Raw genomic sequence first — 24639 nt, forward strand, 5'->3', positions numbered from 1 at the left:
CCCCCAGATGCTCGCCGCCTTTCAGGCATGGAAGCTGGCAGAACTGGCGATGCACTATGCGTCGCCGTGCCCCGACGAGATCATGGATCATCTCGTTCAGCAGACATACGTCACCTTCGACGCCTTGCAGGCCACACCCGCCGAAAACGCGGACGACGTGCTGCTCAAGCTCTATCCGATCATGCTTCGCGAGTTCGAACCGAAGAAGGGTGAGCCGCCCCTGCGGCTCAGCGGGTCGAGTTCCTACGAGTACGATGAGGCGTTTCGCGATCGGCTGAATGCTGACCTCTGCGGAGTGTCCGCGCAGATCGCCGCCGCCGCCGCGGAAGTGAACCCGCATGGGCGGAGGGCGGCATGACCCAGCCGCTCAACTACACGCCCAAGGCGATCGAGGCGCTGCTGTCGTATCCGTGCCCCGGCGCTCCGGGGACCGCCGCAGCGATGCAGTATCTCGCGGGGAAGCTGCGCGAGGCGCAGGTCTTCGTGCTGTCCGATCATGGCGAACTGCTCGACCGGTCCAAGCCGCGCCCGCAGTTCCCCGGCTTAATGCTCAAGCCTCCGTTCCCGGTGATGGCCCTCGAATACACGGCGCAGCGCGCGACGGGGGGCGATGACCACTACACCGGCGCGTCTTGCACGAAGCGGATCGCGCTCGTGTGGGAATGGACCGCCGACCTTCCGGCCTTGCATCGCGTCGCCTTCGGCCCGCTCGATCTCGGGCCGGGCGTCGTGATCGCCTCCCTCGCCTTCTATGACGATCAGCAACTCTGGATGCCGGTCGCCGCGGCGATGCACCTGCCATTCGATGCTTTGTGGATGGAGGAAGACGCAGAGATCGCGCCGTTCGCCCGCGCAATGCTTGAGGCGGGCAGGATCACCAAAGAACAACTCCTGTCGCCGCGCTTGGCAGGGACCGCCATTCCGCTGTTGCTCGAACCGTTGTTGCAGATGTCGATGGCGCTCGGCGGCATGTCGGCCGCGCTCGACACCGTTGCGTCTGACGTGTCCGATGAGGTCGCCGCTTACATCGACCTTTGCAGCGCCCTCGCCTGCAAAAACGTCGGCACCCGCGCCACCGCTGCGCCGGACAAGCTGAACCGCCAGCGCATCAAGGCGGGCAAGGTGCCGCTGAAAGGCTTCCACGTCCTTGAGCTGGCTTCGGGTGTGAACCTGCCTGGGCAGGGTGGCATCGGTGATCGTTCAGGGCCGCGCTCACACCTGCGCCGCGGGCATATTCGCCGCTTACCCGGCGAGCGGGTGACATGGGTCAACAGCGCGATCGTCCGCGGTCGCGGCTTTGTCGACAAGGTGTATGCGGCGTGAGCGGCGGAGATGAGCGCGGAACCGTGATCCCGTTCCCGACCCGGCCGGAACCACTCGCCTTCGCGGCAGGCGTCCCCCCTTTCGACCGCACGAACCCCGCGCACGTCCGAGCATGGAACGCGCTGTGCGGCTTCGGGCAGGTCGCATCCAATTGGAAGAGCGACACATGATCCACGAGGACATGCGCTGTGCAACGTGCATCTTCTGGAGCCGCACGCTGCCCCCTATCACCACCGGGCACCGCCGCCCCTGCGGCGCTGACGACGATCTTGGCACCTGTCAGGTCAATGCACCTGTGGTGCTGGTGATCGGCGGCGCGGCGGTGTCCATGCAGCCCAGCACGCACGCGACGCGCGCCTGCATGGACTGGAAGGGTGACGCTGGCGACCCCGATGGCCCGGGCGGCGGTAGCGAAGCCGAGGTGATTGACCTTGCTGCGCGGAGGGACGCGGCATGAGCCGGGGCGACTTCGACGTGATCGCCGCCGCCGGCCCGTACCGCGTCCAGTTGGACGGACGCCGCCGCGGTGTCGCGCACGATCGCTTTGCCGCCGCCGAGGCGGAAGCCCTGCGGCTGGTGGCGGCAAATCCCGGTGCCAGCTTCGTCATCACGCAGGAGGTCGCGCGCGTGCAGCGCGCCGGCCACCGCGCTTCGCATACCAAGGGGCGCTGACGTGACCGCGCCCATCACCCCCGCAGAGGCGGCGAAGCGCCGCGAACTATACGATCGCGGTCTAAGCGATGCAGTCATCGGCGAGGCGCAGGGCGTCTCTGCCAATGCCGTGCGACGCTGGCGCATCCGCAACAACCTCCCATCGAACTGCAACCGCCCGGTGCGGCGATCAGGAAATTTGAGCACCGCTGAAAACGCGGCTCGGATGCTGCTCTACCAAATGCGCTATTCGGATCGCCGCATCGCGCGAGAGCAGAAGGTCGTATGGACCAGCATTCAGAAGTGGAGGAACCGGCGGGGTCTTAGTCCGCATGGACTATCACGCGCCAACTGGGATCGTCGCGCAATGAAGCGCGATACGACGCTGGAGCGTATCAAGCGCGCAATTGGGCGACAGCTTCCCGGCGACATCGCAGATGATGCAGTCGGCGACCTCTACATGGCCGTTCTCGACGGGACGGTGTGTCTCGACAAGATCGAGGCAGAGGCTCGCCGCTTCGGCAATCGTGTCCTCAACAACTTCGCCAGCAAGTTTGGCCCTCGGTCACTGGATCAGGAGCTGGGCGACGACGGCGACGGCTTTCGCATGATCGACCTGATCCGCGACGACCGATCGTCGTCGTGGCTCGAAGAAATGGGAGCGACGGTATGGTGACGGCCTCAGTGGAACGGGCAATCGCGCTCACACACATCGTCGCTCGATGTAGTCCGACACCCGGAAGCTATTCCGACCGTGCGATCGTCAACACCGCCCGCAAGGTGTCGCGCGCGCTTGCGGCCGATGGTCATCAAGCCGCAGCCGACCTCCCCCCGCTACCGCGCCCCGAGACGTCGTCCGGCCTTCCCATCGTAAAGAGAAACGCATGAACGATCTCACTGCAATCAGCATCGTCGCTGCGTGGGCGGCGTGGTCCCTCGCGAACCTGTCGGCACGCGCCGGGCGCATCGCCGCCGCAGTCGAGGCGCTGCGCGACATGGCAGAAAGGAACAGGCGATGAAGCGCCTTATCAACTGGTCGCTGGTCGGGGTGCTCCTGATGATGCTGTACGGCATCGGATACGGAGAGGGCGCGCGCGCCGCGCGCCGCGCCGCCGCACAGACCTGCGCGCGCGAGATGACCCCTATCTGCGCCGCCGTGTTGCTGGCGAACCTCAAGCAGGTCGAGCGGATCATCGCAGCCAAGAACCGGAAGCCGATCGTGGTGGAGTGTCGTCGATGACCGGCGGTGTCGTTGTCTTGCGCGCCGACGAATGGCGAGCGGCGCTCGCAAGCGAGGAAGCGACTGCTCGGTACATTGAGCGCGTCATAGAGCAACTCGACGAAGCCGCCGGCACCCAAGGCTATTGCGGCCCGCGGATGCCGTGGCACGAATGGCTGAAGGATCGCCGAGGATGAGCGCGCAGGGCTGGAACCCATCCGATTGGCTGGCAGCAGGCGCGGCCGACCTATCCGACGAGCAGACTCGCGCACCTCGAAACCGCATCCGTTACCGGATCGCGCGTCACCCGCTGCTCAAGCGCGCGCGATCCCCCGACAAGGTCCCGTCGAAATGAGGATACCCGAGATCCGTGATCGGATGCACGCGCTTGCCGACGAGCACGGCATCGCCGAGCTGCACGACCTGGCCGAGCAGACGCGCCGGCGCAAGCCGATCCGGCGCGCGCCGCCACGCTGGCCGCGCCTGACCGAGAACCAGAAGGCCGCGGTGCGCGACGCCTTCGCCGCCAATCCGAAGCTGGGCGTGCGCGAACTCGCCGACCGCTTCGCCACGTCCATCGGCCGCATATCCGAGGCCATCAGGGGATTTCGAGAATGAGCCAAGGGGTCGATCGCAGTCGCGACAGCCTTCTGCGCCTCACCGAGGTTCGCAAGCGCACGGCGCTTTCCCGGACCACGATCTATCGCCGCATAGCTGCGGGCACTTTCCCGGCATCCACGCCGATCAGCGACGGGCTGGTGGCGTGGTATCAAGCTGACATAGACGCTTGGGTCGCGAACCCGATGGGTTGGCGTGCCGGAGCATGACCCGTTACGTGAAGATGAAATCTTCAGGAGAGCGAGTCGTGTCGGTCGAGCATCACTTCGTGGAATGTCGCCGTAAATGGGTGCAGGCCATCCATGAAGCCGTTGGCCCGACGCCTCCCCAAACCTCAGTCTGGCGGGGGCCGTCCGCTATCGCAGAAGCGATCCGCCCCTTCCTTGCCACCACGAACCACCTTCATTTCGCAACCGGCGGCGGGCACGATCTCGCTGATGTCAGGCTTGGGCATGAGCCGGGAACGCTGGAGTTCGTTGTTTCTGAGAAGGTCGTCTACTTGGGGCGCCCTAGCTCCATGACGCTCGAGTATATCGCGGCCGAGCCCGCCGAGTCCTTCCTGATGATTGAACTCGATCCCCTTGCGCCTAGCGGTGTTTACGAAGCCGACCGCGTCGCACGAGACGAGGAGATCGTCGAACTGGCACCTCGGCAATATGTCGAGCGAGCCGTATGGGATCACGGCTACATCGGTCATGATGGCGACGGGTGCGAGACACCGCTTCCCGCATCTGCCCGCCGAGTGCACCGAATGTTCGACGGGAGGCTGATGCTTGTTACTAAGGGCAGCATCTGGAACGGCATTCCAGCCACCTACAACGGGATGCACGACCAGATGTCGAACGACGAAATCCGGCGCAATCTTGAGCGGGTAGTCACCGCTGGTGAGGATGACTGATGCTCAGCGATCAGGAAATTGACGCTGCGAAGAAGCGGCTACCTCGCTCGCCCGACACGCTACACGAGCACAATGATTGCATTCGGCTCGCTTACCAGTGGCTCGATGCACAGAAGACGGTGGCAAGCGCGCCTAAAACTTACTTGCCCCTGAAGCACATGATTGAACATTGGGCTGGCCGATATGTCAGCCAATCTGATGTGGAGGTCGCAGCGCTTCTGCATCCTCGCATTGAGGGCAAATACCCAAACTACAACCTTAGCCGTCGCCTCACCCGACCGAGCGATCGACGCTTATCGGGCATCGGCGAGGCGCTCAAGCATGAGCAATATCGCGAGCGGCTTGATGAAGACGGTTACAAGCTAACCGAAGAATGATCGTCTAAGGGGGTATTGCAGATGAAGACCATATGGTACGTGAAAGTTACGACGTTGAACGGAGAACTGCACTACTACGCAGGTGCCACGAACGCGGCCGACGCAATGCTTATGGCCGCTCGCGCCGGGTTCGAGAGCGATGAGGTAGAGGTTCACGAAATCCCCAACAAATTCGGCATTGTGGCAGGCGAGTTTAGACGCGTTGTCTAAGCGCCGCGGCGGCGGCCTTCTATCAGCGCCGCCGCCGGCTTCATGCCCCTCATCAGCAGGTCTGCCCATTCCTGCGACAGCTCCCGCCTACGCTCCATGTGCCCGGCCCGATCATAAGCGGCCTTCACCTTGTTTTGCGGGACGTGGGCAAGCATCAGCTCGATCACCTTCTCGTCGCCCATGCGCTTCTGTCGCACCGCCAGACCGTTCATCGTCGTCGAGAACGACGACCGCCAGCCGTGGGGTACGTGCCGGCCGTGATACCCCACGCGATTATAGAGGTAGCCGATCGCGTTCTCGCTAAGCGGACGATGGCTGTGCCGCTGGCCGGGGAAGATGAGCCGATTGCGCCCGGTCAGGCGGTGGATCGTGCGCAGCACGTCGACCGCCTGCCAGCACAACGGGATCAAGTGCTCGAACGCTTCCTCGTCCTTGAGATCCATCACCAGTTTCATGCGCGCCGCTGGCACGCGCCACATGGCGAGATCGGGACCATATCGCCGATCATCCCAATCCACGCCCTCGATCTCGTCCCACGAAACGCCGCGCACCATGCCGGGGCGGCTCTGCGTCAGCGCGAGAAAGCGTGACGCCAGCTTCGTGATCGGCGATGCGCCGGACGCTTCGGCATCAAGCAGCACCTGACGCGCCTCGTCGGGATCGGTGATCGCCGGCTGCCTGCCCTTCTTCGGCAACGGCTTGAGCGCGTTGCCGACTGCCGCCGCCGGATTGATCTCGGTCACACCTTCGGAGATGTGCATGTCGTAGACGGCGGAGATGCGCTGACGCAGTCGCTTGGCCGTTTCGATCGATCCGCGGTTCTCGACAGCGCGCAACGTCGCCAGCACGTCCGGTGCCTTGATCGCCACCAGCGCGCGGGCACCAAGCGTCGGAAACACGTCACGCACGAGGCTGGTGATGACATCCTCGCTATGAACCGGGGTCCACCGGCCGCGCTGCATGTCCCACCAGCGCCGCGCCGCTTCCTCGAATGTCAGCAGCCGCGCCTGCTCGGCCCGCGCCGCCGCCCGCTCTTCCTCGGCCCGCTTGCGGGCACCCGACGGGTCGATGCCGCCGCGCAGCTTCCGGCGCGCCTCGTCGCGCTGGTCGCGGGCTTGCGACAGCTTCACGTCGGGATAGGTGCCGAAGGTCAGCAGCTTTTCCTGCCCGCCGACCTTGAACTTCATGCGCCAAGACTTGAGCCCGGAGGGGGCCACGTACAGGTAGAGGCCGCCGGAGTCGGCCATCTTGTACGGCTTCTCCCGGACCTCCGCCTTTTTCACCGCCGCGTCTGTCAGCGCCATCGTACCCCACTCCGCGAAATCGATACCCCGCTTGATGCCCCCCGATACCCCGCGCTTCGGCGGAACAGATCGGGTTCATCTGGGGCAAGGCATAGCGCAAAAACGCACGCAAATCAGCGGTTCTTGGTATCGTTCGGGCTTAGCTGGAAAGGGTAAGTGGCGGAGAGGGTGGGATTCGAACCCACGGTACCCGTGAGGGCACGCCGCATTTCGAGTGCGGTGCATTCGACCACTCTGCCACCTCTCCGCGAGGGTCACCGGCGACTTCGAAAAGCGCCCGGCGGTTGGTCGAGGCGCGGCCCCTAGCGGCTTGCGATACGCAGCGCAAGCGCATCTCGTGTTGTGCTGCACGATTTCTGCACTAGATACGCTGGCATGACCCGCGATGCGCTGGCTGATACCCGCCTCCCTGACGATCCGATCGCGCCGCCGATCGCTCATGCCCGTTTCTCGATCGGCGACGTGGTCCGCCACCGGATGCTCGATTTCCGGGGCGTGATCTTCGATGTCGATCCCGTCTTCTCGAACAGCGAGGAATGGTATCAGTCGATCCCGGAAACGCTGCGCCCTGCCAAGGACCAGCCCTTCTACCACCTGCTCGCCGAGAATCTCGAATCGAGCTACGTCGCCTATGTCAGCCAGCAGAACCTGGAGCATGACGACAGCGACGAACCCGTCGAACACCCCGCGATCGCCGGCTTGTTCGACCGGCTGGACGATGGCCGCTACGGACTGAAGCGGCTGCACCGGCATTAACCCTGCGGCGCGGGCGGGGAATCGGTTGACATCCCGCAAGTGCTATCCTAACCGCCACGCTTCAACCGTGCGGCACGGCCGTCGCGGTCCATGACATTTAGGGAAGCAATTCCCGTTGAAGGAAACATCGTAGCCATGTTCGCAGTCGTGCGCACGGGCGGCAAGCAGTACCGCGTCGCCGCCGGAGACAAGATCGTCGTCGAGAAGATCGAGGGCGAGGCCGGCGCGTCGGTGACGCTGGGTGACGTGCTGCTCGCTGGCGAGGGCGCGGAACTGAAGGACGTCGCGGGCCTGACCGTCGCCGCCGAAATCATCGCCCAGGCGAAGGGTGAGAAGGTGATCGTTTTCAAGAAGCGTCGCCGTCACAACTATCGTCGCCGCAACGGCCATCGCCAGAACCACACGATCCTGAAGATCGTCTCGGTCGGCTGAGCCCCAAAGCGCGAAAGGAACAGACACAATGGCACATAAGAAAGCAGGCGGTTCGTCGCGTAACGGTCGTGATTCGGCCGGCCGTCGCCTTGGCGTGAAGAAGTTCGGCGGTCAGGAAGCGATCGCGGGCAACATCCTCGTGCGTCAGCGCGGGACGAAGTTCTACCCGGGCCGCAACGTCGGCATCGGCAAGGACCATACCCTGTTTGCGCTCGTCGACGGCCGCGTGGTGTTCCACGACGGCAAGCTCGGCCGCAAATTCTGTTCGGTCGACATGATTGCGGCCGCGGCCGAATAACATCGGGTGACCATACGGGTTGCCCACCAGGGCGACCCGGGGTTCCGCGACGGAACCCAGCCAGACAAGGGAGACGGGTCCGCCCCGGCTCCCTTTTTTCTTGCTGCTCCCTCCCCTTACCCGTTCCCGTGTCGCGCGCGCGTCATCGTCGCGTGCCACGGGCCCGCCGCAGGAGATGGAGCACATGTTCGCGTTGACGCCCCGCTTGACGTTACGGCCCGGCTGGTTCGAGGACGCGCCCGCGCTTGCGCAGGCGATCGGCCATGAAGCGGTCGTCAACCGCCTCGCGCGCGCGCCCTGGCCTTATACGCTGGAGGATGCAGAGACCTTCCTGTCGCTCCCGCGCGGTGCGACCGAGCCGCGTTTCGCGATCATCGAACGCGGCGGCGCACATCGGCTGATCGGCGGGATCGGACTGCACCGCGCCGACAATGGCGATCACGAACTCGGCTATTGGCTGACGCCCGACGCTTGGGGCCGCGGCTATGCGACAGAGGCGGGGCGCGCCGTGATCGACATCGCGCGCCATGCGCTCCCGCTGACGCGGCTCACCGCCTATCACCACGCCGACAATCCGGCCTCGGGGGCAGTCCTGCGCAAGCTCGGCTTCGTCGAAACCGGTCGGTCGCCGCGCTGGTCGCTGGCGCGCGGCGGGATGGTCGAGGCGGTCGACTTCGCGCTCGATCTCGACGCGCAGGCCGCCCGTACCAACGCGGCGATGCCGATCGCGGCGTGAGCGTCCATCGGCCCAAATCCTGAATCGTCGCCCCGGACCCGATCCGGGGCGACGGTCTTCGGGAGCGGTTCTCGACCCCTTCAAAGCCCACATCCGAAGGGCATGAACCATCGCTATCGGGGCATAAGCGCAAACATCGGCGATGCAGATCGGCGACAGACCGGCGCAGGGAGCGGGCAAGCCACCGCCCTTCTCCCACACCACCGAGATGCGTCACGTCGCGACCGAGACGATCCCGCCTAACGAAGATTGCCCGGCGTCGAAGTGACGTGCGCGGCCACGCGGTCCTACAGCGCCGCCTGCGCCCTATACACCTGCCATGGCGTACCCTGCACCTGTCCCGCTGGCCGCTCAGCCGGCACCGAAGCCATGTGCGCGACTTTTTCCGGCGCGCTGCGCAAACATCGCCAACTTCCAGCCGACAGCGCGCTCAGGCGGTCCGCGGCAGCACCGCCGCCTCATAATCGCTCTCGGCCAGTCCGATCAGCGCGCGGTCGTCGTGTTTCCACGGGTGGAAGCCGGGCAGGAAATACGCCAGCCACACCCCGGCCACCTTCCGCGCCATCCCCGGATAGCCGAACGCATACCACGCCATCCGCGCCCACACCTTCGGCCCGGTCAGCCCGTCCTGCCGCAACAGCTCGGTCATCCCGCGCGCGCGGCCGTGAACGAACCGCCACGTCGTGATCAGCATCACCAGCGCCTTGACACGCCAGCGCGTGAAGCGCGGCCAGTCACGCGTCGCGTGCAGCCAGGTGTCGTAGGCGACGCCCTTGTGCTCGATTTCCTCGGCGGCATGCCACAGCCACAGCGCGCGCGCCTGCTCGTCGCCGCCAGCCAGATGGCGCGGGTCGGCGATCAGCTCGTGCGCGAGCATCGCGGTGAAATGTTCGAGCGCGGTGGTGGCGGCCAGGCTTCCGATCGGCGGCCGTCCCTTGGTCAGCGCCAGCGCGGCATCGACGTCGCGATCGAGCAGGCTCGTGTCGCACCCCTGATCGGCGACATGCCGGTTGAAGGCGACATGTTCGCGGGTATGCAGCACCTCCTGTTTGATGAAGGCGTTGATCTCGCGCTCCAACCGCGGCGGGGTGCCGTCGCGGAACGTGCGGACGCTGTCGACGAAGAACCCCTCGCCCTTCGGGAAGGTCACCGACAGCGCGTTGTAAAAGGCCGTGGCATAAGGGTCGTCGTTCAGCCACCAGCGCCGGATCGTGGCACCGCGCCCGAATCGCCGGTCGCGCGGGGTGATGGTCAGGTCGGCGGGCGTGGTTGCTTTCGCCACGGAAACCTCCACTAATGACGGGCATTATCCGTTTACTTACAATGGTGTCAGTTAATTGCCCCCTGCTGCGATTGCAACCCCGCGCCGACGGTTGAGCCCCGAGGCGTCGCGTGATGCGGCGCTGGAGGCAGCGCGCGTGCTGCTGGTCGAACAGGGACCGCAGGCGGTGACGCTGAAGGCGGTGGCGGGGCGGATCGGGCGGACGCACGCCAATCTGCTCCACCATTTCGGCTCGGCGGACGGGCTGCAATCGGCGCTGATCCAGCGGATGACCGCGCTGGTCGTCGCGCCGATCCGCGATGCCGCGCGCCGCTCGCGCGAACGCAAGGACCCGGCCGAGCTGGTCGACGTGGTGTTCGACGCGTTCGGCGCGAACGGCGCGGGCGCGCTGGCGACGTGGATGATTCTCAACGGCAATCAGGACGCGCTCGACCCGATCCTGACCGCGGTCCACGATCTGGTCGAGGAGCTGTCGCGCGAGCAACGCCGGGACGCGCCGATCAAGGACGAGACGCTGCAACTGGTGCTGGCGGCGCTGGGCGATGCGCTGCTCGGCGCCCCGATGGCGCGCGCGCTGGGGCTGCCGAGGGACCGCGCACGGGCGATCGCGCGGACGATGCTGCTGCGGGATCGCGGCGTGGTGGAGGCGTAGCCCATCCCATGTCGCCCCGGACCTGATCCGGGGCCCCGCTTCTTCTGCAACATCGGCCAGTAGCGGGACCCCGGATCAAGTCCGGGGTGACGGTGAAGGGCAGCGGGTCGTGAACAATCCGCCGCGGCCAAGCCGCGTCGTCGGTCGCGGGCAGCGCCCGCGCCGGCCGGGCGCGCTCCGATATCGCTTTAGCCGCGCTAAAGCGGTACGGAGCACGCCATGCACTTTCTCGATCAAGCCAAAATCTTCGTCCGTTCCGGCGCGGGCGGCCCCGGCGCCGTCAGCTTCCGGCGCGAAAAATACATCGAATATGGCGGCCCCGATGGCGGCAACGGCGGCAAGGGCGGCGACATCGTCTTCGAGGCGGTCGCCGGGCTGAACACGCTGATCGACTTCCGCTACACCCAGCATTTCCGCGCGCCGCGCGGCATGGGTGGCTCGGGCAGCAACCGCACCGGCGCGGGCGGCGACGATCTGGTCATCAAGGTGCCGGTCGGCACGCAGATCCTCGCCGACGACGAGGAGCGCACCCTGCTCGCCGACATGACCCGCGTGGGCGAGCGGATCACCTTCCTGCGCGGCGGCGACGGCGGGCGCGGCAACGCCAGCTACAAGACCTCGACCAATCGCGCGCCGCGCCAGCACGGCACCGGCTGGCCGTATGAGGAGGCATGGGTCTGGCTGCGGCTCAAGCTGCTGGCCGACGCCGGGCTCGTCGGCCTCCCCAATGCGGGAAAGTCGACCTTCATCAACCAGGTGACCAATGCGCAGGCCAAGGTCGGCGCCTATGCCTTCACCACCACCCGCCCGCAGCTCGGCGTCGTGCGGCACAAGCAGCGCGAGTTCGTCGTCGCCGACATCCCCGGCCTGATCGAGGGCGCGGCGGACGGCGCGGGGATCGGCGACCGCTTCCTCGGCCATATCGAGCGCTGCCGCGTACTGCTCCACCTGATCGACGCCAACGACAAGGATGTGGCGGAAAGCTACCGGATCGTCCGCGACGAGCTGAGCGCCTATGGCGGCGGGCTCGACGAAAAGCCGGTGGTGGTCGCGCTCAACAAGATCGACACGCTCGACGACGAGCTGATCGCCGCGCTGTCGGCTGAGCTGGAGGAAGCGAGCGGCGCGGAAGTGATCCCGATCTCGGGCGCGAGCGGCGTCGGGGTCGACTGGGCGCTCGACCGGTTGCTCGAGGCGATCCCCGCCCCCGATCGCCCGGTCGACGACGACGGCGAGGAACAGGAAGTCGAATGGTCGCCGGTGTGATCTGAACCGGCCCTTCCGCTCGCCGGGGCAGCGCCTATCTCTTATGCGAAAGGTAGGTTGCTGATGCAGGTGAGGCGCGCGCGGAACTGGGCGTGGACGATGGCGCTGGCGGTCGCCGGATGCGGCGGCGGATCGTCGGACACGCCGACCGGCGCCGCGCCCCTGTCGACGCCTTCGCCGACGCCCTCACCGACGCCCTCACCGACGCCGTCGCCAACGCCCACGTCGACACCAACGCCGCTCCCGACCCCGACCAGCGCAGCGGTCGAGCCCTATACGCTCGGCACGCTGACCTACACGCTGGCGCCCGATATCCCTGCGGACAAGCTGTCGGCGATCCGCGACGCGATGGATTTCGCGATCGGCCACACCAACACGCTCGGCGCGTTCGCGGGCACCATCAACGTCGTCTATGGCGCGAACACGCCGACCGCCGATGCCAGCTATCGCGGCACGATCCGCTTCGGTGGCGCGATCAGCCGCCGCGTCGCGCTCCACGAACTGGCGCACTGGCTCGGCTCGGGTTCGACCGCCGCCTGGGCACGGACGATCAGCGATGGCCGCTTTACCGGCGCGACGGCGGTGGCTCGGATCAAGGCGTTCGACGGCGCGAACGCCGTCCTCAACGCCGACAGCCAGCATTTCTGGCCCTATGGCCTCAATTACGACGGCGAGACCAGCGACACGCAGCGCAACACGCAGCTCGTCAGCGCACAGGTCGCCGACATGGCGCTCGGCGACGACGCGACCGCGGCGATCGCGGGCCTCCGGCGCTTCCAGAACCGCTCGAGCGGCCTCACGCTCCGTGCCGACAGCGCCGCACCGGCGCAAGCCACGCCCGCCGACGGCACTGCCCAGCGATGGCGCGTGATCTTCGCCGACGGCTTCATCACGCTCGCCAGTACAGCCGACGACCGCCGGATCACCGCGACGGCGCGCGGCGACGATGCCGCGGCGACGCTCACAGCTGCCGCGGGAACGCCCGAGCAGCAATGGGAGATGTTGCCGACCGGCGACGGCTGGTTCGTGCTCCGCAATCGCGCGACCGCCACCTGCCTCGACAATATCGGCAACCTCGCGCCCGGCGCCGCGATCCGCCTGTGGAGCTGCGGTGCTCACCCGAACCAGCAATGGCGGCTGATCCGCTGACTGTCTTTCGCCCTCGTCAACGGTTATGATACGCGCATGGCCGCGCAGATCGCCCCCGAGTATCCGATCCTGACTGCCGCCGAGTTTCTCCAACTCGATTTCGGCGACCTGAAGGCGGAACTGGATAATGGAATCATCCGCATGATGGCGGGCGGTTCGGCACGGCACGCCGAGGTGGCCGGTAACATCTTCGTCGCGCTCGCCAACCGGCTACGCGGCAGCGGGTGCAAGCCCTACACGTCGGACATGGCGACCCGCACCCACGACCTGTCGGTGCGCTATCCTGATGTCTCAGTGTTCTGCGGCAAGAACGATCCCGCGCACGATAGCGCCAAGGCGTTCGACGACCCGCGCGTGCTGTTCGAGGTGCTGTCCGCCACCACCGCGCGCACCGACCTGCGGACCAAGCTCGACGAGTATAAAGCGCTCGACAGCGTCGACACGATCGTCTTCGTCGACATCGCAAGCGAGCGGCTGCGCGTGATCCAGCGCACCGGCCCGCACGGCTGGAGCGACGTCGCGCATGACGAACCGTTCGACGTGCCGCTCCCCGCCCTGTCGCTCACCCTGCCCCATGCCGAGATGTTCGCACGCGATTGAGCGCCGCCGCGCGCCGCGCTAACGCCGCGGCTATGTCGCTCTTCCCCCCCGCCGCCTGCCCGCGATTGATCGTCAAGATCGGCTCGGCCTTGCTCGTCGATCCCGAAGGCGGGGTGCGACGGGCGTGGCTGGAGGGGATCGCGCGCGACATCGCCGAACGCGCCGCCGCCGGGCAGCAGGTCGCGGTCGTCTCGTCGGGTGCGATCGCGCTCGGCGCGCGGCGGCTCGGGCTCGCCAAGGGTGGCCGCGCCAGCCTTGAGGATGCGCAGGCCGCCGCCGCCACCGGGCAGATCGCGCTGGCGGGCGTGTGGGCCGACGTCCTCGCCGCGCAGGGGCTGACCGCCGCGCAGATGCTGGTGACGCTCGGCGATCTTGAGGAGCGCCGCCGCTACCTCAATGCCGCCGCGACGCTCGGGCGGCTGCTCCAGCTCGGCACCGTGCCGGTCATCAACGAGAACGACTCGGTCGCCACCGAGGAAATCCGCTTCGGCGACAACGACCGGCTCGCGGCGCGGATCGCGCAGGCGGCGGGCGCGCAGGGCGTCGTGCTGCTCTCCGACATCGACGGGCTCTACGACCGCAACCCCGCACAACCCGGCGCGCAGCACATCGCGCGCGTCGAGCGGATCGACGCCGGCATCGAGGCGATGGCCGACCGCGGCTCAGCCTCGGGCATGGGATCGGGCGGGATGGTGTCGAAAATCGCCGCCGCGCGGATCGCCAATGCCGCCGGTGCCGCGCTCGCGATCGCCTCTGGCCATGCTCCGCAACCGCTGTCGACCGCCGCGCGCCACACCCTGTTCGTCGCCGAACGCACCGCTCCCGCGCGCAAGGCATGGCTGGCGGGCGGGCTGACCGCGGCGGGAACGATCCACGTCGATGCCGGCGCCGCGCACGCGCTCACCGAAGGGCGCAGTCTGCTCGCCGCGGGCGCGACACGCGTCGAGGGCGCGTTCGCGCGCGGCGATCTGGTCGCGATCACCGGCCCGGCTGGCCCGATCGCGCGCGGCCTGTCCGAATATGATGCCGCCGACGCCGCACGGCTGCTGGGGCGGCGCAGCGACGAACATGCCGCGCTGCTCGGCTACGCTCCGCGTGCGGCGCTCGTCCACCGCAACCATATGGCGTTGCTGTGATCCTCGCGCTGACCGGCGGCACCGGCTTCGTCGGCGGCGCGCTGATCGAGCAGGCGCTCGCCGCCGGGCATCAAATACGCGCGCTCGCCCGCCGCCCGCAGCCGCCGCGCAACGGCGTGACGTGGATCGCGGGCGCGCTCGACGATGCGCCAGCGATTTCCGCGCTGGTCTCGACTGCCGAGGTCGTCATCCACGTCGCCGGTGCGGTCAACGCGCCCGATCGCGTCGCCTTCGCCGCCGCCAATATGGCCGGCACCCGCAACGTGGTCGAGGCCGCGCGGACGTGGGACGTCCGCCGCTTCGTCCATGTCTCCTCGCTGGCGGCACGCGAGCCTTCGCTGTCGAATTACGGCTGGTCGAAGGCCGGGGCGGAAGACGTGGTGACCGCCAGCGCGCTCGACTGGACGATCGTTCGCCCGCCCGGAGTCTACGGTCCCGGCGACATGGAGCAGCGCGACCTGTTCCGCGCCGCGCGCCGCACCGGCGTGGTGCCGATCCCGCCGCGCGGGCACCTGTCGATCATCCACGTCGCCGATCTCGCCCGCGTCCTGCTCGCACTCGCCGAAGCGCCCGGCGACCACGCCATCTACGAACCCAGCGACGGCCACCCGCTCAGCTACGCCGACTTCGCGCGCGCGATCGGCGCGGCGGTCGGGCGGCGCGTGCGGCCGCTTCCCCTCCCTGCCGCGCTGCTCCGCACCGCCGCGCGCGCGGACAAGCTGCTGCGCGGCACAAAGGCGAAGCTGACCGCCGACCGCGTCGCCTATATGGTCCATCCCGACTGGACCGCCGACCCCGCCAAGGCCCCGCCGCCCACGCTCTGGCAGCCGCAAATCGCCGCCGCCGACGGGCTGGCCGAAACGGCACGATGGTATCGCGCCCACGGCTTGCTATAGCGCGGCCAGACAACCGCCGCATTTCAGGGCCAGAGCATCCGCATGACCGACCGCACCGCCATTCTCGACACGCTGCGCACGCAGATCGAACCCTTCAACAAGAAGGGCGTCGCGATCACCGAAGCGACCAGCTTCCAGGGTGACCTGGAATGGGATTCGCTGACCGTGATGGACTTCGTCGCCGCGATCGAGGACGAGTTCGACATCATCATCACGATGAACATGCAGGCCGAGATCGAAAATGTCGGCCAGCTCGCCGACGCGGTCGAGAAGCTGAAGGGCTGAATCGCATGACCGAGACCGGCCTCCAGAGCGAGAAGCTGCCCGCCGAACCCGTCGCCGCGCCGCCCGCGCGCGACCTGTTCGCGAAGTTCGATCCGCTGCTCGCCGAGCGCGAGGCGCTGATGAGTTCGGGCGTGCGGGATCCGTTCGGGATCGTCATGGAGCAGGTCACCTCGCCGACCACCGCGGTGATCCGCGGGCAGGAGACGATCCTGCTCGGCACCTACAATTACATGGGGATGACGTTCGACCCGGACGTGATCGCCGCCGGCACCCGCGCGCTCGAACAGTTCGGCAGCGGCACCAACGGCAGCCGGATGCTCAACGGCACCTTCCGCGATCACGTCGAGGCGGAGGAGGCGCTCAAGGAATTCTACGGCGCGAGCGGCGCGATCGTCTTCTCGACCGGCTATCAGGCCAATCTCGGCACGATCTCGACGATGGCGGGCCGCGGCGAATACGTCATCCTCGACGCCGACAGCCACGCCTCGATCTACGACGGCTGCAAGATGGGCGATGCGGAAATCGTCCGCTTCCGCCACAATTCGGTCGAGGACCTCGACAAGCGGCTGGGCCGCCTGCCCAAGGAGCCGGGCAAATTGGTGGTGCTGGAGGGCGTCTATTCGATGCTCGGCGACATCGCCCCGCTGCGCGAGATGGTGCAGGTCTCGAAGAAGCACGGCTGCATGGTGCTGGTCGACGAGGCGCATTCGATGGGCTTCTTCGGCGAGCATGGCCGCGGCGTCTACGAGGCGCAGGGGCTGGTGCTGGGTGAGGACGTCGATCTGGTGATCGGCACCTTCTCCAAGTCGGTCGGCACGGTCGGTGGCTTCTGCATCTCGAACCATCCCAAGTTCGAGGGGCTGCGCTTCTCGTGTCGCCCGTACATCTTCACCGCCTCGCTGCCGCCGTCGGTGGTCGCGACCGCCGCCGCCTCGGTGCGCAAGCTGATGACCGCGCACGATAAGCGCGCGCGGCTGTGGGACAATGCCCGCCGCCTCCACGCCGGGCTGAAGGGGCTTGGGTTCGCGCTCGGTACCGAGACGTGCGATTCGGCGATCGTCGCGGTGATCCTGCAGGATCAGGCGCAGGCGGTGGTGATGTGGCAGGCGCTGCTCGAGGCCGGGCTCTACGTCAACGTCGCCCGCCCGCCGGCCACGCCGTCCGGCACGTTCCTGCTGCGCTGCTCGATCTGCGCCGAACACACGTCGGAACAGATCGACCGCGTGATCGCGATGTTCGCGGCGGCAGGCCGCCTCGCCGGTGCGACCAAATGATGGCGCGTTCGCCTTCCTTTAACGCTTGTTAACCTAACGTCGCGGCCGTGACCGATCGCGACGACATCACAGGACGACTGACCGGCGCCTGGCGCACCATCACGCTCAGCGTGATGGCGATCGCCGGCGCGGTCGTGCTCGCGCTGCTCGTCGTCACGCTGGCCGAGGTGAACGGCCAGCGTGACCGCGCGCTCGCGTCGCAGCGGCACAGCTACGACGTGATGATCCTGGCCCGCACCGTGCAGGGCACGATCGCCCATGCCGAGGCGTCGCTGGGCCGGTACGTGATCTCGGGCGATCAACAGCTCGGTCAGATCTATTATGACGACTGGCGGCGCGCGAAGCAGGCGATCGGTCGGCTTGCCAAACTGGTGCACGACAATGACGTGCAGCTCACGCACGTCGCGACCTTGCAGGAGGCGTTCCGCACCCGCGGCGACGAACTGGCGCTCACCGCGCTCAGCACCAATTACGGCAAGAACAACCAGGCGCTTTCGCGCTTCTATCAGGCGCGACAGAGTGATGCGCTCACCCGCATCAACGATTCGCTCGACGGGATCATCACCGACGAACGGCTGCTGCTCGAAATGCGCACCGCGCAGGCACGCGCCTCGGTGCGCCGCTCCACCACCATCGCCAAGGTGCTGGCGGTGTTCGGCGTGATGCTGGTCGGCGGCGGGATCACCATGGGCTGGATCATGGTCGAGGCGCTCGCGGACCGCGCGATCGCGCGCAGCGAGGCGGAAAGCGAACGGCTCCGCGCCGACGAGCTGGCCGAGGCGGTCGCGCGCGCGACCGATGAGTTGCGCGAGCAGGAAGCGCGGCTGCGACAGGTGCAGAAGATGGAGGCGGTCGGGCAGTTGACCGGCGGCATCGCGCACGATTTCAACAATATGCTCGCGGTGGTGCTGAGCGGCGTCGAACTCGCCGCGCGCCATTTGCCCCCGGGCGCGAGCGAGGCGGCACGGCATCTGGACGGCGCGCGCGAGGGAGCGGACCGCGCCGCGGCGCTGACCGCACGCCTGCTCGCCTTCGCGCGCGAAACCGCGATCAACCCCGAACCGATCGCGGCGGCGGCGCTGTTCGACGGGCTCGGCGATATGCTCACCCGCTCGCTGGGCGACGGCATGACGCTGGTGCTGGAGGACGATAGCGCCGGCTGGTGCGTGCGCGTCGACCGCGTCCAGCTCGAGAACACGCTCGTCAATCTCGCGGTCAACGCGCGCGACGCGATGGACGGTCGTGGCACGCTGACGATCCGCGCCACGCGCGCGACGCTGCCCGGCGGCGATGCGACCGGCCCGAGTGGTGATTTCCTCGCGCTCGCCGTCACCGACACCGGCTGCGGGATCACGCCCGAGGTGCTCGATCGCGTCTTCGAGCCGTTCTTCACCACCAAACCGCTCGGCAAGGGGACCGGGTTGGGGCTCAGCCAGACCTTCTCCTTCGCGCGCCAGATCGGCGGGGAGGTGACGATCGCCTCGCGCGTCGGGGTCGGCACCACGGTCACGTTGCTGCTGCCGCGCGATCAGCGTGGCGAGGAAGCCGTTCGCGCCCCCTTACCGCCCGCACCGCTCGTCGCTGCGCCCTCCGCCGCGGTCCCGCCTGGTGCCGGGCGCGCGATCCTCGTGGTCGAGGATGATCCCCGCGTCCTGGCCTCGACGATGGAGGCGCTCACCGACCTCGGCCATCTTGCGGTCGCCTGCGACGATGCGACGCAGGTCGCCGCGGTGCTGGAGGCGATGGAGCGCGTCGACCTGATCCTGTCCGACGTCTTGATGCCGTCGCTGACCGGGCCGGAGATGATCGCGACGCTGCCACCCGCCTTCGCACATGTGCCCGTGCTGTTCGTTACCGGTTTCGCGGGCGGGGCGAACGGCGGAATCGAGCTGGGCGACCATCCCGTGTTGCGTAAGCCCTTCACCTTGGCCGCTCTCGACCGCGCGGTGGCTGCGGCGGCGCGCGGCGACGATCCGGCACCGCTCGCCGCCGAATGACCCAAATCGGCTGCTGACGCGCCCGTTTGCGCATCCTATAGCCGGTCGTCCCGTCTTCCCACGCAAAGGCAGCGCCGTCCCGCCCATGACATCGATCGACCGCTACATGGCCCGGCTGATCGCGCTGCCGCTGTTCTCGACGTTGCTGATCGCGGCGATGCTGCTGATCCTCGATCGCATCCGCCGCCTGTTCGACTTCGTGGCGACTCAGGGCGGGCCGGTCAGCGTCGTGTGGAAGATGCTGGCTAATCTGCTTCCCGAATATCTCGGGCTCGGCATTCCGATCGGGCTGATGCTGGGCGTGCTGCTCGCCTTCCGCCGGATCGCGACGTCGAGCGAGCTGGACGTGATGCGCGCCGTCGGCATGAGCTACGGCCGCCTGTTGCGCGTGCCCTATTATTACGCGATCGTACTGGCGGCGCTGAACATCGCGATCGTCGGCTATGTCCAGCCCAAGGCGCGCTACGCCTATGAGCAACTCCGCTTCGAACTGCGCACCGGGGCGCTCGGTGCGTCGATCAAGGTCGGCGAATTCACGCACCTCGGCGATCGGATGACGCTCCGTATCGAGCGCAGCCAGGATCGCGGGCGCCAGCTATCGGGCATCTTCGTCCACGCCGAAAGCCCGAAGGGCGACTGGGTCGGCGTCACCGCCGCGACCGGTCAGTTCCTCGCCACCGACGATCCCAACGTCATCATCTTCCGCCTCACCGACGGCACGATGATCCACAATCGCCCGGATTTCGTGACACCGCGCACGCTGACCTTCACCTCGCACGACCTGCCGATCAATCTCCCCCGCTTCGAGAGTTTCCGCACCCGCGGCGGCAAGAACCTCGAATATACGCTGCCCGAACTCGCGAAACTCGGTCACGCGCCGGCGCGCAGCGAGGAGCAGCGTGACGGCAGCCGCGCCGAATTCCACTTCCGACTGGTCGAGGTCGCGTCGATGTTCCTGTTGCCGCTGCTCGCGGTCGCACTGGGCGTGCCCCCGAAGCGCTCCACCTCGGCGCTGGGCGTGTTCCTGTCGATCGTGATGGTCGTCACCTATCACAAGATCAACCAATATGCCGCCTCGCTGGGCGAGCGGGGCACCGTCGACCCGGCGATCGCCCTGTGGGTGCCGTTCGTGATCTTCGCCGCGCTGATCCTGTGGATGTACCATACGATCGCCAATGTTCCCGGCGGACAGCCGATCGGTGCGCTGGAGCGGTTCTTCGGCAAGGCATGGGCGATGGTCGCGCGCTACCTGCCCGGACGGCGCCGCAAGGAGGCCCGCGCATGAGCGCGCTGTTCCCGTCGCGCACCGTCGCGATCTACATGGCGCGGCTGTTCCTGACGCGCACCTTCGGCATCCTGTTCGGGCTGGTGCTGGTGCTCCAGACGCTCGACCTGCTCAGCGAGAGCGGCCGCATCCTCGCCACCGCCGGCAATGGCGATGCGGAGGTGTGGCGCTACGTCTCGCTGCGCGCGCCGCAGTTGATCTCCACCTTCCTGCCCTTTTCGGTGCTGCTCGGCACGATCCTGACGCTCATCACCATGAACGCCAATAGCGAGGTGGTGGCGCTGAAGGCCGCTGGCCTGTCGGCGCATCAGGTGCTCGCGCCGCTGGTGATCGCCAGCGTCGGGATCGCCATCGTCACCTTCGCCTTCAACGACCGCGTCGTCAGCCGCGCCACGGCCGAGCTGAGCGCGTGGCAGAAGGTGAATTACGGCACGATGCCGATCGACCGCGGCAATCGCACCAACGTCTGGGTACGCGCCGGCGACGATCTGATCCAGGCCGATGCGATCGGCGGACGCGGCGCGGGCGCGCGATTGGGCGGCGTCACCGTCTATGAGCGCAACCCCGACGGCGGGCTGCGCGGGCTCATCAACGCGCCGCGCGGCGTGCGCGACGGCGATGGCTGGCGGATCTGGCCCGCACGGCGCTTCGACGTGGCTTCGGGTGCGGTGACGCGGCTGGGCGCGACGGTGGTCGGGCGCGGCGTAACGCCCGATCAGTTCACGCTCGCCAACGTCGACGGCGACGCTTTGTCGTTTCGTGGCCTAAGCGAGGCGATCAGCGATCTGGAGGAAGCCGGCCGCCCGACCAAGGCCTTGGAAGGCGTGCTGTGGCACAAGCTGTCCGGCCCGCTGTCGTCGGTGCTGATGCCGCTGCTCGGCGCGGTCGCGGCGTTCGGGATCGCCCGCTCGGGTGCGCTGTTCGTCCGCGCGGTGATCGGCATGGCGCTGGGCTTCGCCTATTTCGTCGCCGACAATTTCGCGCTCGCGATGGGCAATCTCGGCGCCTACCCGCCGTTCCTCGCCGCTTGGGCACCGTTCCTGCTGTTCCTGCTGATCGGCGAAGCGGTGCTGCTCAGGACCGAGGAATAAGCGCAACGTTTACACGGATATGCGCCAAGTTCGTCATTGCGAGCGGAGCGAAGCAATCCAGAGCCGGACAAAGGCGCCCTGGATTGCTTCGCTCCGCTCGCAACGACGGCCTACTTTAGCTGAGGCGACCGACCCCTTACCGCCCCCGCAGCGTCGCCATCGTCAGCTTGCCGACCAGCCCCGGCAGCCCGCGATAGTTCGCCTTGTAATAAGGCGACTCCGGCTCCAGCACCCCGATCAGCCGCTTATGCGCCTCGCCCAGCGCGTGATACGGCACGCCCGGCAGCAGATGGTGGAGCGCGTGGTAGCGCAGCCCGACCGGCGCCCACAGCACCGGCAGCAACGCCGGCGGCGGCACGTTGACCGAGTCGAGATATTGCGCGGTGACGGTCATCACCTCGCCCTCATTCTCCCACAGATGCGCAACCAGCGTCCGCACCTGATTGATCAGCGCCACGCCAGACCCGACCGCAAGGAAGATCAGGAACGCCTTGAGCGGCAGCACGCCGGTGGCGGTCAGCACGATCAACGCCAGCGCCCACACCGCGGTCGCCGCCTCGACACGGTCCCAGCGCGTCTTCTCCTCGCCCTGCGGCATCCGACGGCGGAACTGCGGGTTGATCGACAGCGCCGAATACCGCGACACCACCGCCGTCCGCAGCTTGGGCGACAGCGCCGACAGCGGCGCCAGCACGCCGAAGCGGATCAGCAGCCCGACCGGCGCCAGCGCCGAAACGATGATGAACACCGGCAGCGTCCACGGCTTCATCAGGGCGAGCGGCAGGTATTCCGGGTCTTCAGACGTGCCGTAGCGCGTCTTGGCATGGTGCAGGTTGTGCACGCCTTCGTACATGAACGACGGGATCATCATCGGCACGCCGATCAGCGCGTTCCAGCCCGCGCGGAAACCGGGCAGCGCCGCGTGCTTCACGTGCGTCAGCTCGTGGATCATGCTCATCCCGCGATACAGCGCGAGCACCGCCACCACGCCCGCGACGATCGCCAGCGCGGTCGAGGTCGAGACGATCGCCACCGCCAGCGCGCCATAGCCGACCACCGAAGAGGCGATCAGATCGGCCCAATAGATGCCGGGACGCGGCTTCAGCAGGTCGCGGGTCAACTCGGCGGCGGCCTTCAGCATCGCCTTGTCGTCGGCGATCACCGGGCGCGGCGCGCGGACGGCGGCCGCCGCACGATCGAGAGTCATGGTGTTCATGGGCATATCCATTGTCCGAACATAGTGGCGACAGCGTGACCGGAACAGGACCGGGGGGCTCGCCATTCTGGATAATTGTTCACTCGCTATGATCGAGTGACCCGTTTACACGCCAGCAACATGGCTGAGCTTTCGATCACTCCCGTCCTGACCAAGAGCGACCGCAAGGCGTTCGTCGACCTGCCGTTTCGTCTTTACAAGGACGATCCCTATTGGGTGCCGCCACTCAAGGGCGAGGCGCTGGGGCTCATCACGCCGGAAAAGAACGGCTGGTTCAGCCACGCCAAGGCGCAGCTTTTCCTCGCGCGCCGCGACGGTCGGGTGGTCGGCCGCATCTCGGCGCACATCGACACGCTCGGGCTTGAGATGCCGGCCGAGCGCGGCTTCGGTCCGGGCTGCGGGCAATGGGGGCTGATGGATGCCGAGGATGAAGGCATCTTCACCGCGTTGCTCGCCCGGGCGGAGGGGTGGCTGCGCGAACAGGGGATGACGCGCGCGCTCGGCCCGATCAGCATGTCGATCTGGGAAGAGCCGGGCCTGCTCGTTCAGGGCTATCACCAGTCGCCGACCGTGATGATGGGGCATCACAAGCCCGAATATCGCGACTGGATCGAGCGCGCCGGCTATCGGCCGGTCAAGCAGCTCATCACCTATGAACTGGACATCACGCAGGAATTCCCGCCGCTGGTAAAGCGGATCATCCGATCGGGCGACGCGAACAAGAGCATCGTCGTGCGCGAGGTCGACAAGCGCAAGTTCGAGGACGAGGCCGCGATCATCCTCGACATCCTCAACGACGCATGGTCGGACAATTGGGGCTTCATCCCGCTAACCCCGCCCGAGATCAAGGACGTCGGGGTCAAGCTGAAGCCGATCGTCTTCAACGACCTGATCCGCATCGCGGAACTGGACGGCAAGCCAGTCGCGTTCATGATCACGCTTCCCGACCTCAACGAAGCGATCAAGCCGCTGAACGGCAATTTGCTCCCGTTCGGCTGGGCGAAGCTGCTGTTGTGGCTCCGCAAGCCGCGCGTGCAGACGATGCGCGTGCCGCTGATGGGCGTGCGCAAGGAGCTGCAAAGCTCGCGGCTGGCCGGGCAATTGGCCTTCATGATGATCGAGGCGATCCGGCAGGCCTCGGTTGCCAATTATGGCGCGACACGCGGCGAGATCGGCTGGGTGCTCGACGACAATCAGGGCATGAACTCGATCGCCACCGCGATCGATAGCCGCGTCAACAAGGTCTATCAGGTCTACGAACGCACGTTCTGATCTGTAGCGGCGGGTTTCCGGCCGGCGCCGGAGACCCGCCGGGTCCCGGCGATCACAGGTTCTCCGGGACGATGACACCCATGTGCTTCCAGGCATCGCGGGTCTTGCAGACGCGCGACAGGATACGCGAGCCGGTCAGTTCGGTGTTGTAGCAATAGCGGGTATTGGCGTTGCGGGCCGGCGACGGCATGGCGGGGGCAGTGGCGGTCGGCGACGGTTCGGCGGTCGGCGCGCTCTTCGGTGCGGCATAAGCGGGGGCGACGGCGAACAGGCTGGCGATGACGGCGGTAGCGATGGTCTTCATGGCGGGTCTCCCTGCCCCGTTGATCGGGGACGCAGGACACATTGCAGCCATCGTGCCAAATCGAAAAAGTGGCGGAAAACCGCGCTTTTCCGTAGATGTCAGGTGTATTGCA

The 24639-nt window shown here is 67.2% G+C and carries 34 protein-coding genes and 1 tRNA gene; 30 read left to right on the top strand and 5 right to left on the bottom strand.

Annotated elements, in window-relative coordinates; all coding sequences use genetic code 11:
- Nucleotides 1-7: 7 nt before the first annotated feature.
- From PGN16_RS08570 to PGN16_RS08630, 13 genes are all read left to right on the top strand, one after another.
- Entirely contained in the window at nt 8-358 is a 351-nt protein-coding gene (locus PGN16_RS08570) for a hypothetical protein (protein ID WP_335308995.1), read from the top strand.
- Nucleotides 355-1323, top strand: a complete 969-nt coding sequence (locus PGN16_RS08575) for a hypothetical protein (RefSeq protein WP_335308996.1) — start codon at nt 355-357, stop codon at nt 1321-1323. Before PGN16_RS08570 ends, PGN16_RS08575 begins: the two co-directional genes overlap by 4 nt.
- A 166-nt stretch (nt 1324-1489) precedes the next feature.
- Nucleotides 1490-1780 (top strand): hypothetical protein, encoded by a 291-nt coding sequence (locus tag PGN16_RS08580; RefSeq protein WP_335308997.1) that lies wholly within the window; start codon nt 1490-1492, stop codon nt 1778-1780.
- On the top strand, nt 1777-1995 hold the full coding sequence (locus tag PGN16_RS08585) for a hypothetical protein (protein WP_335308998.1): 219 nt from the start codon (nt 1777-1779) through the stop codon (nt 1993-1995). Before PGN16_RS08580 ends, PGN16_RS08585 begins: the two co-directional genes overlap by 4 nt.
- Before the next feature lies 1 nt (nt 1996).
- On the top strand, nt 1997-2650 hold the full coding sequence (locus tag PGN16_RS08590) for a hypothetical protein (RefSeq protein WP_335308999.1): 654 nt from the start codon (nt 1997-1999) through the stop codon (nt 2648-2650).
- A gap of 208 nt (nt 2651-2858) precedes the next feature.
- The gene (locus PGN16_RS08595) at nt 2859-2993 is read left to right on the top strand and encodes a hypothetical protein (RefSeq protein WP_335309000.1); all 135 of its coding nucleotides are present in this window, start codon (nt 2859-2861) and stop codon (nt 2991-2993) included.
- Entirely contained in the window at nt 2990-3214 is a 225-nt protein-coding gene (locus PGN16_RS08600) for a hypothetical protein (RefSeq protein ID WP_335309001.1), read from the top strand. The genes PGN16_RS08595 and PGN16_RS08600 overlap by 4 nt, the downstream gene beginning before the upstream one ends.
- Complete coding sequence (locus PGN16_RS08605) at nt 3211-3390, top strand: hypothetical protein (RefSeq protein WP_335309002.1); 180 nt, start codon at nt 3211-3213, stop codon at nt 3388-3390. Before PGN16_RS08600 ends, PGN16_RS08605 begins: the two co-directional genes overlap by 4 nt.
- Nucleotides 3387-3548: a hypothetical protein gene (locus PGN16_RS08610; RefSeq protein WP_335309003.1), complete on the top strand. Its 162-nt coding sequence runs from the start codon at nt 3387-3389 to the stop codon at nt 3546-3548. Before PGN16_RS08605 ends, PGN16_RS08610 begins: the two co-directional genes overlap by 4 nt.
- Nucleotides 3545-3811 (top strand): hypothetical protein, encoded by a 267-nt coding sequence (locus PGN16_RS08615; RefSeq protein ID WP_335309004.1) that lies wholly within the window; start codon nt 3545-3547, stop codon nt 3809-3811. Before PGN16_RS08610 ends, PGN16_RS08615 begins: the two co-directional genes overlap by 4 nt.
- Nucleotides 3808-4020, top strand: a complete 213-nt coding sequence (locus PGN16_RS08620; RefSeq protein WP_335309005.1) for a helix-turn-helix transcriptional regulator — start codon at nt 3808-3810, stop codon at nt 4018-4020. Before PGN16_RS08615 ends, PGN16_RS08620 begins: the two co-directional genes overlap by 4 nt.
- On the top strand, nt 4017-4709 hold the full coding sequence (locus tag PGN16_RS08625) for a hypothetical protein (protein WP_335309006.1): 693 nt from the start codon (nt 4017-4019) through the stop codon (nt 4707-4709). The genes PGN16_RS08620 and PGN16_RS08625 overlap by 4 nt, the downstream gene beginning before the upstream one ends.
- Nucleotides 4709-5086, top strand: a complete 378-nt coding sequence (locus PGN16_RS08630) for a hypothetical protein (RefSeq protein WP_335309007.1) — start codon at nt 4709-4711, stop codon at nt 5084-5086. The genes PGN16_RS08625 and PGN16_RS08630 overlap by 1 nt, the downstream gene beginning before the upstream one ends.
- 206 nt (nt 5087-5292) lie before the next feature.
- On the opposite strand, the gene PGN16_RS08635 is transcribed toward PGN16_RS08630, so the two are convergent.
- Together PGN16_RS08635 and PGN16_RS08640 are read right to left on the bottom strand one after the other, a co-directional pair.
- On the bottom strand, nt 5293-6600 hold the full coding sequence (locus PGN16_RS08635) for a tyrosine-type recombinase/integrase (protein WP_335309008.1): 1308 nt from the start codon (nt 6598-6600) through the stop codon (nt 5293-5295).
- Nucleotides 6601-6757: 157 nt separating this feature from the next.
- Nucleotides 6758-6847, bottom strand: a tRNA-Ser gene (locus tag PGN16_RS08640).
- Nucleotides 6848-6975: 128 nt separating this feature from the next.
- Between PGN16_RS08640 and hspQ the strand changes: the two genes are divergently transcribed.
- The 5 genes from hspQ to PGN16_RS08665 all read left to right on the top strand — a co-directional run bounded on the left by hspQ (nt 6976) and on the right by PGN16_RS08665 (nt 9090).
- Complete coding sequence (hspQ, locus tag PGN16_RS08645) at nt 6976-7356, top strand: heat shock protein HspQ (RefSeq protein ID WP_335309009.1); 381 nt, start codon at nt 6976-6978, stop codon at nt 7354-7356.
- A 135-nt stretch (nt 7357-7491) separates the two neighbouring features.
- Nucleotides 7492-7788 (top strand): 50S ribosomal protein L21, encoded by a 297-nt coding sequence (gene rplU / locus PGN16_RS08650; protein ID WP_022687449.1) that lies wholly within the window; start codon nt 7492-7494, stop codon nt 7786-7788.
- Nucleotides 7789-7816: 28 nt separating this feature from the next.
- Complete coding sequence (gene rpmA, locus PGN16_RS08655; protein WP_022687450.1) at nt 7817-8086, top strand: 50S ribosomal protein L27; 270 nt, start codon at nt 7817-7819, stop codon at nt 8084-8086.
- A 184-nt stretch (nt 8087-8270) separates the two neighbouring features.
- The gene (locus PGN16_RS08660) at nt 8271-8822 is read left to right on the top strand and encodes a GNAT family N-acetyltransferase (RefSeq protein ID WP_335309010.1); all 552 of its coding nucleotides are present in this window, start codon (nt 8271-8273) and stop codon (nt 8820-8822) included.
- A gap of 142 nt (nt 8823-8964) precedes the next feature.
- A complete protein-coding gene (locus tag PGN16_RS08665) occupies nt 8965-9090 on the top strand; it encodes a hypothetical protein (RefSeq protein WP_335309011.1) in 126 nt (41 codons plus the stop codon).
- A gap of 162 nt (nt 9091-9252) precedes the next feature.
- Here the strand turns inward: PGN16_RS08665 and PGN16_RS08670 are convergent, their stop codons facing one another.
- Nucleotides 9253-10104, bottom strand: a complete 852-nt coding sequence (locus PGN16_RS08670) for a metal-dependent hydrolase (RefSeq protein ID WP_335309012.1) — start codon at nt 10102-10104, stop codon at nt 9253-9255.
- A gap of 91 nt (nt 10105-10195) precedes the next feature.
- Here PGN16_RS08670 and PGN16_RS08675 point away from each other — a divergent pair, with 91 nt between their 5' ends.
- The 11 genes from PGN16_RS08675 to lptG all read left to right on the top strand — a co-directional run bounded on the left by PGN16_RS08675 (nt 10196) and on the right by lptG (nt 21735).
- Entirely contained in the window at nt 10196-10756 is a 561-nt protein-coding gene (locus tag PGN16_RS08675; RefSeq protein ID WP_335309013.1) for a TetR/AcrR family transcriptional regulator, read from the top strand.
- Nucleotides 10757-10975: 219 nt separating this feature from the next.
- Nucleotides 10976-12022, top strand: coding sequence for a GTPase ObgE (gene obgE / locus PGN16_RS08680; protein WP_335309014.1), 1047 nt, complete (start codon nt 10976-10978; stop codon nt 12020-12022).
- A 63-nt stretch (nt 12023-12085) separates the two neighbouring features.
- Complete coding sequence (locus PGN16_RS08685) at nt 12086-13171, top strand: RICIN domain-containing protein (protein ID WP_335309015.1); 1086 nt, start codon at nt 12086-12088, stop codon at nt 13169-13171.
- Between the two features lie 36 nt (nt 13172-13207).
- Complete coding sequence (locus PGN16_RS08690; RefSeq protein ID WP_335309016.1) at nt 13208-13771, top strand: Uma2 family endonuclease; 564 nt, start codon at nt 13208-13210, stop codon at nt 13769-13771.
- A gap of 32 nt (nt 13772-13803) precedes the next feature.
- Nucleotides 13804-14907: a glutamate 5-kinase gene (proB, locus tag PGN16_RS08695; protein ID WP_335309017.1), complete on the top strand. Its 1104-nt coding sequence runs from the start codon at nt 13804-13806 to the stop codon at nt 14905-14907.
- Nucleotides 14904-15803: an NAD-dependent epimerase/dehydratase family protein gene (locus PGN16_RS08700; RefSeq protein ID WP_335309018.1), complete on the top strand. Its 900-nt coding sequence runs from the start codon at nt 14904-14906 to the stop codon at nt 15801-15803. Before proB ends, PGN16_RS08700 begins: the two co-directional genes overlap by 4 nt.
- A gap of 42 nt (nt 15804-15845) precedes the next feature.
- Nucleotides 15846-16088, top strand: a complete 243-nt coding sequence (locus tag PGN16_RS08705) for an acyl carrier protein (protein WP_333914478.1) — start codon at nt 15846-15848, stop codon at nt 16086-16088.
- A 5-nt stretch (nt 16089-16093) separates the two neighbouring features.
- Complete coding sequence (gene spt, locus PGN16_RS08710) at nt 16094-17362, top strand: serine palmitoyltransferase (RefSeq protein WP_335309019.1); 1269 nt, start codon at nt 16094-16096, stop codon at nt 17360-17362.
- 47 nt (nt 17363-17409) lie between these two features.
- Nucleotides 17410-19359, top strand: a complete 1950-nt coding sequence (locus tag PGN16_RS08715) for an ATP-binding protein (protein WP_335309020.1) — start codon at nt 17410-17412, stop codon at nt 19357-19359.
- An 85-nt stretch (nt 19360-19444) separates the two neighbouring features.
- A complete protein-coding gene (lptF, locus tag PGN16_RS08720; protein ID WP_335309021.1) occupies nt 19445-20644 on the top strand; it encodes an LPS export ABC transporter permease LptF in 1200 nt (399 codons plus the stop codon).
- Nucleotides 20641-21735, top strand: a complete 1095-nt coding sequence (gene lptG, locus PGN16_RS08725; protein WP_335309022.1) for an LPS export ABC transporter permease LptG — start codon at nt 20641-20643, stop codon at nt 21733-21735. The genes lptF and lptG overlap by 4 nt, the downstream gene beginning before the upstream one ends.
- A gap of 136 nt (nt 21736-21871) precedes the next feature.
- Here the strand turns inward: lptG and PGN16_RS08730 are convergent, their stop codons facing one another.
- Entirely contained in the window at nt 21872-22951 is a 1080-nt protein-coding gene (locus tag PGN16_RS08730; RefSeq protein ID WP_335309023.1) for a fatty acid desaturase family protein, read from the bottom strand.
- 120 nt (nt 22952-23071) lie between these two features.
- On the opposite strand from PGN16_RS08730, the gene PGN16_RS08735 reads away from it, so the two are divergent.
- Nucleotides 23072-24223 (top strand): N-acetyltransferase, encoded by a 1152-nt coding sequence (locus PGN16_RS08735; RefSeq protein WP_335309024.1) that lies wholly within the window; start codon nt 23072-23074, stop codon nt 24221-24223.
- A gap of 52 nt (nt 24224-24275) precedes the next feature.
- On the opposite strand, the gene PGN16_RS08740 is transcribed toward PGN16_RS08735, so the two are convergent.
- Nucleotides 24276-24527 carry a hypothetical protein gene (locus PGN16_RS08740; protein WP_335309025.1) on the bottom strand — a complete coding sequence of 84 codons (252 nt, stop codon included), beginning with the start codon at nt 24525-24527 and terminating at the stop codon, nt 24276-24278.
- Nucleotides 24528-24639 lie beyond the last annotated feature (112 nt).

Origin of the sequence: Sphingomonas phyllosphaerae (assembly GCF_036946485.1) — a bacterium.
Lineage (GTDB): Bacteria > Pseudomonadota > Alphaproteobacteria > Sphingomonadales > Sphingomonadaceae > Sphingomonas > Sphingomonas phyllosphaerae_E.